Raw genomic sequence first — 7,690 nt, 5'->3', positions numbered from 1 at the left:
TGCAACTCTAATCGAAAGATTTCAGTTTGATGATGAAGATTTAGAGAACCCTCTACGTCGATGCCGTGCTTTTTCAAATGTAGTTATACTTAAAGCTACAAATCGTGAAGAAGCTTACTCTAAAGCTATAAAGTATGGCGAAAGCGGCATAGATGATAAAAGTGATTGGTCTAATGATAAAGGTCGGAAAGGCCGCTGGGTATTTGAGGGTCTAAGTAGTTTATTGGCAATTTACGAAGATATTGACCCAGATGGTACTGAAATTTTATACGATGATGATAACGGAATTACTGTCGGCAAAGTCCAATCATGGGTTCGTAAAAAAGGCGAGCTTGAAGTCTTTCAAGATGAAAACACTTAACAAGAACTAAAATACTGCTTTCGGCAGTTCAGACAGATTTCAAGTGCCCGCATACCTTTAGCGTTAGGCAGATGAAGGCATAAATCACTTCCCATGATATTGAGTTCTGGTTATTTACGGCTGCATCTGAAGAATCGATGTTGGCCAAATACATTGGAAGTTTGAAAAATGGCATTGCGACACATGTTCGGTGTTAACGGTACTCTCGAAACTTTTTCAAAGTGACAGTATTTGCATCTCAAATTTGAAGGCCGATCGTTTTTTGGATCTATCTGGACAAGCATCTCTTGAGTTTTCATCAAGCAGGCAAAACCTTGAAACAATTGAGAGGTTGATGATTTCAGTATTACAACCAAAAGTGCAAAGTACCTTATGTTTTCAAACCGTAAGAAATTGATTCGAGTGGCATAATGCCTATCAAGAACAGGACGTTTATGCCTTTGACTCGGTGCTAGCCCGCAGATAAAGACATTGTGTCAAGGACCGTACTTGATGCGGAGTGCGACGAAAACGACATCAGCAGCATCTTCATATAACCAGTGCACGACGAAATTGCTATTTTGAACCGAATCCATTCAATCCTACTGATTAGTAAAGTGAACAAATGAAGACAGTGAAATTAATGTTGGTTTTGGCTTTATTACTTCCTTCGGTAATACTGTCGAAACAAAAAGATGAACAGTTTGAACTTACTAAATTTGATGACACTTCATACGTGTTGATTGGCAAAGAATATGGCACCAATGTCGGTGTCATTATGAGTGACAATGGGATCTTATTAATCGATCCAATGCCAGGAGAGAAGGCGCTTGATGAACTCCATTCCTTAATTAGAGATATCTCTGTTCTGCCTATTTCATACGTTGCCAATACTCATAGCCATGAAGACCATATCGGTGGAAATGAATACTTCAACAGTAAAGGAGCCACCATTCTTGATGGTGTGAATGAGGCGCCTGCATCAGCCTCAGGTATCAAAAAAATGATTTTACGTAAGGAGTTTGGGGTTGATGTAGTTCAGGAAAAATCGCATACGTCTCAGGATTATCTATACTTCCATTCGGCGAGTAATGTTCTATTTGTGGGAGACGTATTTGACAATAGTTGGCATCCAACATTCTACGCAGGGGGCATTAAGGGTTTCACCGAGACCATTGATAAAATCCTGTCTATAGGAAATCAAAATACGGTAATTGTACCCGGCCATGGTACGCCAGCTAATAAAGAAGTCGTTAAAGCATTTTATGAAAATACCATTGTTTGGTTGAAGCGCGTATCAGAATTGAATAAGGAAAAATTGTCGGTGGATCAAATTATGAAAGATGATCAGATCAATGAAATTTTGCAACGTTTTAATACCGAAAATAGGCCAACATTTATTCCCTCCAAAGCATTTAGACGCTTTATAGAGCGAACCGTTTCAATCGTTTCTTCGAATTAGTAATGGGCTGATACTAATCAATAACGAAAGTATTCGTTGCCTAGTAGTTATGCCTGGAAGGCAACAGGAGACGAGCTAATATGAGGTTTAGAGGCGCTCTACGTAATTCTAGTTTGCCTAAACGCAAAGGTTACTTACAGTGCAAATGATAGCCCCATTACTCGTCAAGTGACTATTTTCTGGATTCATTGAGAGATTCATCTGTCCGCTTTGGTTGTGCAGCTTATTCGCCGTCTGCTTTGAAATCAATATTCAACTGGCGGAAGAAGATGAATCTGTATTACCATCTTTCGAGATATTTGAATCTTTAGAGAGGCGTCATGTGTATTAAGTTCAGAAAGAATAATAGCCCCGATAGCGCTTGGGCGGTGTCTGTGCGAATTGCTAAGGAAAATAAAGTTAGGTATTACGTCGAATCTGATTCAGGCAATGGTGAAACACAGTGACTGCGAATGGGGTATTACTAGCGGCCGGCGTTCTCTCGATATTTGTAGGATTTGTTCATTCGATTCTAGGTGAGGTTCTGATTTTTCGAAGGCTTCGAGATGGAGGAATCATACCTACGATGGCTAATCCGCCCTTGCTTGAAAAGCACGTGCGGATTTTATGGGCAACGTGGCATATTGCCAGTATTTTTGGTTGGGCAGTTGGTTCGCTACTTTTGCGTCTATCGTTTACCGGTCAAGTTGAGGAGCAAATAGTGATCCACGTTATTGCTGTTTCTATGTTTTCGTCAGGTTTGCTTGTTCTTATAGCCACTAAGGCTAGGCACCCAGGGTGGTTGGGGCTTATGGGTGTGGCTGTTCTTTGTTGGCTGGTGTGAACTGTGATCATGGCTCACAGTTAGGGGGATGAAATGAAATTGTCGTTAGTCAGCATACCGGTTCAAGATCCCATAAAAGCGCATCAGATCTATACTACAAAGTTGGGCTTTCAGACAAAAACGTTTGATAAAAATGCCCAATTGGTGATAGTGATCTCTGCTGAAGATCCGGACGGTTCCGCGATACTCCTGGAGCCGTGTGTAGGTAGTTTTGCTGAAAGCTATCAGAGGTCCGCATTTGACGCCAATTTACCCATCATGATTTTTTCAGTGAACGACGTGGACTCCGAGATGGAAAGATTAAGAAGAGTAGGGGTAACGTTACGGCCAGATATTGAGAATTCTGAGTGGGGACTTAGCAACCTTTTTGAAGACGGTTGTGGCAATATTTTAATGATAGAGGAAGCGAGTGGCTGATTGCTAAAGCGGGTTTAGCAGTAAAAGGCACCTTTAGAAACTATGAATCTAAATCAAGTAACAATGCCAGTTGTGGATATGGCTCCAGCCGTTGACTTTTACCTGACGCTTGGGTTTACACAGATAGTTGATACCCCCCATTACGCTCGCTTCGTTTGTCCCGAAGGGCAATCTACGTTTTCGTTGTCACTCTCCGACTCGGTAAATCAAAGCGCCACCGTTATCTATTTTGAACATGAGCAGCTGGATCTTTGGGTTAATGATTTAGTGTCTAAGGGAATAGAATTTGATCAAATGCCAAAAGACGAAAGTTATCTTTGGCGAGAAGCGGTACTTCATGATCCATCGGGAAACAAAATCAAACTGTATTGGGCTGGTGAGAACCGGTTAGACCCTCCCTGGAGAGTCAACAAGCTTCCAAAGTAGATTCTAGTACTGTGGTGCATTTTTTCTGCTCTTCTACTAAGCCGAGATTAGCTGATGCCTGTTTAGCGGGGGGCTAAGTACGCGGTCCGGGAGTGCTTTAATTTACCAAGCGATTAATCTTGAAAGACAGAGAGCCATGGCTGCTAATCGTTGTTGAAGTGTATAAACGCATCATCATAGTCAACTAAAGAATTGGTTTGCCTGTAAAATAGCAAATACAATAAATTGAGCTCGTTCGACAGTGCGTGCATTAACTCTTTAAGAGGGAAAGTCACTGAATGTTAAAGTATTTTCGATTCATTAGTATTTTGGAAGGGATTTCGTATCTCCTTATTTTAAGCGTCACGCTTGGTATTATTAGCAGGGACTTTGTATACCAGTTGGGGATGGGGCATGGTGCGCTGTTTTTTGTCTATTTTGTGTTGTCGTTGGTTGCCTCTCATAAACAAGGCTGGTCCGTTGTTGTATGGTTGCTTATTTTATTGGCGGCGATCATTCCATTTGCATTCATTCCGGTCGAGCTGTACCTAAGAAAGCAAATGAGTACCCGTGGTTTAAAGACAGAATGATCAAATAGGGGTAGCTGGGTAATAGCGTGCCATTTTTTGTCACAAACTTATTTCAATGGGCAATGGTTGACTAATCTTTGCAACGACAGTTTAATACGTTGCGTTAACCGTTGGGTAGGTGGATTAACTGTGATGGAATGCCTCAATTGTGTAATTTACAAAGACACCCAAAGTCTTTCAAATGGAATAAGCGTTCGACGGTTTTAAGACTGTTCACGCTGGTTGTATCGGCGATTTTTGTTACTCACCATGCCGAACTAGCTGCGGCTGAGTCGACTGACCGCAATGCCAAAGCCATGGCGCCTATTATTATGATGCTGCTCGAGGAGAGCGGTATCCCATTGATCGTTGGCTCAATAAACCCCACACCATTCAGCTCAGAGAATTTCCCCGCGGGTGTGGAGTTTTCTTATCGTGCTGTCAATCGCAATCTGGATGTGCTCATAACTCTCAGTCAGATTCCGGTAGGGCAGCAGGTGGGGCTCTATCTTGATGGAAAATTAGTGTCGACCTTGGGTAACGGAAGTCATACGATTGCTTTGCCTGTTAGCTCTAGATCTGAATCTTCGATTGCAATTCGTCCGATTCAAGCGGGAGGCCGATTTCGCGTTGATTCCATTCAACTTTTGGATGGCCTAGGGCCAAAGACAAGAGGTCAAGCGCAGCGATTTTTGACTAAAGCAACCTTTGGGGCGACTGAAGACGAAATAGGCAAGTTATTGTCCATGGGCTACCGAGGTTGGCTTGATCAGCAATTATCGACAAACCCAACCTTAAATCTTCCGTTCTTTGATCAAGCGGTTATCGATCGTAAAAACGGACGAAATCAGCTCTTGATTGCTAACGGTGAAACTAATCAGTCTGTTCTAGACAGTGGTTTGGGGTTAGGAAACTTATGCGTAACTCGGATGGACGCCTGGTGGAATTCAACCATGAAGGGCGCTGATCAGTTACGTCAACGATTGGCGTTTGCCTTGAGTCAAATATTGGTAATTGGGGATACAGGGTGTGAAGGAGGGCCGCCTAGAGCATTTTCTATTTACTACGATATTTTGCTGAAGAATGCCTTTGGTAATTATCGAAATTTACTCAATGACGTGACTTTGAATCCAATGATGGGGAACTACTTAAGCATGCGTGGCAGCAGTGCTAACAGTGCTGGCCCCTTCCTGAGTCCGGATGAAAACTACGCTCGTGAGGTTATGCAGTTGTTTTCGATAGGGCTCACGGAGTTAAACATCGATGGCAGCGAAAAGAAAGTTAATGGTCAATCGGTGGAAACCTACACCAATTCTGAAGTGCATGACTTAGCTCGTGCATTGACCGGCTGGCAAGTGGCTACAGGTCGATTCTTTCCTGGATGGGAGGGATTTCCAATGGAACCCTGGGGCCCAGATGGCGGACGTTTTCATGACCGAGAGAAGAAAACAATCGTTGGCGGTGTCGAGATTCCGGCCAATCTTCTGATTGAAGAAGATCTAAAACGTGCGCTCGATACTGTATTCAATCACGATAATGTGGGGCCATTTATATCGAAACAATTGATACAACGGTTCGTAACCAGCAACCCCAGTCGTCGTTATGTTGAGCGAGTGGCTAAGATTTTTAATGATAATGGACGTGGCGAGCGGGGAGACCTTAAAGCGGTGATCAAAGCCATCTTGTTGGATGATGAGTCGATTAATTCTCATCTTGATAGTGCTGGAGGAAAGTTAAAAGAACCGCTGTTGCGTGTGACCCAAATTTGGCGAGCGTTTGATGCTCAAAGCCCTATCCGTTACATACGCTATTTTCATTCGGACAGGGACCTTGGACAACGCGCCTTGGCCGCACCGACGGTGTTTAATTTTTATCCGCCAACGTTTTCACCGCAAGGAGAAATCCAAGACCTTAATATGGTTGCGCCCGAATTTAAGCTGACAGGCGACGGGCAAAACATACGGTATTACACTCGCATGGCACAAATAGTTCAATCAAAGCAGTTTGGCGACCCTAATCCAATATATTCGCCTTCGTTTAATTTGCCGATGAATTTGAATTTGGATCGAGCCATGGAAAAGGCCGATGATCTTAATTCTTTATTGACGTATTTAGATGAATTGCTTTTCGGAGGGTTGATGAGCGACAACCTACGCAACTTGGTTAGAAACTATTTACAAGATATGCCGGAGGGCGATGACCTTGCACAGACACGAAAGAGTCGTGTAGAGGAAGCGTTATTGCTATTGGTTGTGTCGCCTGAATTCACCGTTCAGCGCTAGTTAGGGAGTATTTTATGAAAAACTTAAAACTTAATCGACGGTCATTTCTAAAGCAATGCGCGTTAACCAGCGCCGCTGGTTACACCGGCGCGGCAGCCACTCTGGGTGGTTTAAGTATGACCGCAAACGCGGCGGGAAGACCGAACGAGTATCGTGCAATGGTCTGCGTGTACCTCACGGGAGGTAATGATCTCAACATGCTCGTACCCAACGACTCTGGCCGATACCAAACCTATTCAGATCTTCGCGGGCCTCTAGCGATAGCAAATGATGAACAACTTACGATTAGCTCGGGAATTGGTGCAGATCAACAAAGTTACGGTTTACATCCCGCGTGTGGCGCGATTAAGACGTTGTACGAAAATGAAAAACTCGCTTTTGTTGCAAACGTTGGTGCGTTGTTAGAGCCCACGACGAGTAGCAATTTTTCGAATAGAGAAGTGCGATTACCTCCAAAATTGTTTTCGCACTTGTCACAGAAAGACTTCGTTAGAATTGGGCTGCCTTTTAATGGTGAAAAGGTGAGCGGCTGGGCTGGACGTATTGCCGACCTATATAATGACGGTCGCACTCCGTTAAACCTCAGCCTGGTTGGCGACAATGTTTGGCAACGAGGTAATATTACTAACGCTTATGCGCTTGCAGGGGGCGGAATACCGCGCGTTGTTGGGTACCGGCCTGAAATTGGTTTTGATCAAGAAGATGCGCGACGTGTTGCATTGGATGAAATGAACCAACTAAGTCATGAGAATTTGTTAGTCAGAGCGTATGGGAAGCGTATGCATGATTCCCTCAGTTTAAGTAGAAATTTGAGAGAGGGCTCTCAGGAGCAATTGATCGAACTGACCACTCCATTTCCATCCACACGGTTAGGACAGAGCTTAAGGAATGTTGCTAGGTTAATAAATGCGAGGCAAGGACTGGGAATGCCACAACAAACGTTCTACGTAAACAGTGCTGGGTGGGATCATCACGACAATTTGTTATTTCGCCACCGAGATAACTTGCAAGAGCTAAGTGACGCGTTATCTGCCTTTTACGCTGCCACAGAAGAAATGGGATTGGCTGATCAAGTCGTCAGTTTCACGAATAGCGATTTTGGTCGTACATTGGTGCCTAATTCGAATGGTTCGGATCACGCTTGGGGGGGGACTCAGCTGGTCATGGGGGGCAAGGTCGATGGCGGTCAAGTCTTTGGAGAATTCCCTGAATTCAGTGCGGATGACCCTCAGTATATCGATTTTAGAGGGACGCTCGTGCCAACCATTTCGACCGATCAGATGAGTGCGACCATTGCTAAATGGTTTGGGGATTTCAGTACTTCTGAAGTTAATGAGTTGTTTCCTAATCTCATGGAGTTTGATACCTCTGATTTAGGATTCATGCTTTGAG

Annotated in this window: 9 protein-coding genes; all 9 read left to right on the top strand. The window is 43.8% G+C overall.

The annotated features are described in order from the left end of the window. Nucleotides 1-361: DUF4288 domain-containing protein (locus tag ABWW54_RS07470; RefSeq protein WP_353411592.1), on the top strand; the 361-nt coding region annotated here is incomplete at its 5' end. A 604-nt stretch (nt 362-965) separates the two neighbouring features. Continuing rightward, entirely contained in the window at nt 966-1,802 is an 837-nt protein-coding gene (locus ABWW54_RS07465) for an MBL fold metallo-hydrolase (protein WP_353411591.1), read from the top strand. Nucleotides 1,803-2,122: 320 nt separating this feature from the next. Further along, nucleotides 2,123-2,248 (top strand): hypothetical protein, encoded by a 126-nt coding sequence (locus ABWW54_RS07460; RefSeq protein WP_353411590.1) that lies wholly within the window; start codon nt 2,123-2,125, stop codon nt 2,246-2,248. Further along, nucleotides 2,245-2,625, top strand: a complete 381-nt coding sequence (locus tag ABWW54_RS07455) for a hypothetical protein (RefSeq protein ID WP_353411589.1) — start codon at nt 2,245-2,247, stop codon at nt 2,623-2,625. Before ABWW54_RS07460 ends, ABWW54_RS07455 begins: the two co-directional genes overlap by 4 nt. A 33-nt stretch (nt 2,626-2,658) precedes the next feature. Next, complete coding sequence (locus ABWW54_RS07450; protein WP_353411588.1) at nt 2,659-3,042, top strand: VOC family protein; 384 nt, start codon at nt 2,659-2,661, stop codon at nt 3,040-3,042. Between the two features lie 42 nt (nt 3,043-3,084). After that, on the top strand, nt 3,085-3,468 hold the full coding sequence (locus ABWW54_RS07445) for a VOC family protein (protein ID WP_353411587.1): 384 nt from the start codon (nt 3,085-3,087) through the stop codon (nt 3,466-3,468). A 278-nt stretch (nt 3,469-3,746) separates the two neighbouring features. Continuing rightward, nucleotides 3,747-4,037 carry a DUF3817 domain-containing protein gene (locus ABWW54_RS07440; protein ID WP_353411585.1) on the top strand — a complete coding sequence of 97 codons (291 nt, stop codon included), beginning with the start codon at nt 3,747-3,749 and terminating at the stop codon, nt 4,035-4,037. A gap of 137 nt (nt 4,038-4,174) precedes the next feature. Then, nucleotides 4,175-6,298 (top strand): DUF1800 domain-containing protein, encoded by a 2,124-nt coding sequence (locus tag ABWW54_RS07435; RefSeq protein ID WP_353411584.1) that lies wholly within the window; start codon nt 4,175-4,177, stop codon nt 6,296-6,298. A gap of 14 nt (nt 6,299-6,312) precedes the next feature. After that, nucleotides 6,313-7,689: a DUF1501 domain-containing protein gene (locus ABWW54_RS07430; protein ID WP_353411583.1), complete on the top strand. Its 1,377-nt coding sequence runs from the start codon at nt 6,313-6,315 to the stop codon at nt 7,687-7,689. Nucleotide 7,690: the final 1 nt, after the last annotated feature.

Origin of the sequence: Arenicella sp. 4NH20-0111, assembly GCF_040366405.1 — a bacterium.
Taxonomy (GTDB): domain Bacteria; phylum Pseudomonadota; class Gammaproteobacteria; order Arenicellales; family Arenicellaceae; genus Arenicella.
Note: the sequence above shows the minus strand (reverse complement) of the source record. Positions and strands in the feature narration are given on the sequence as shown.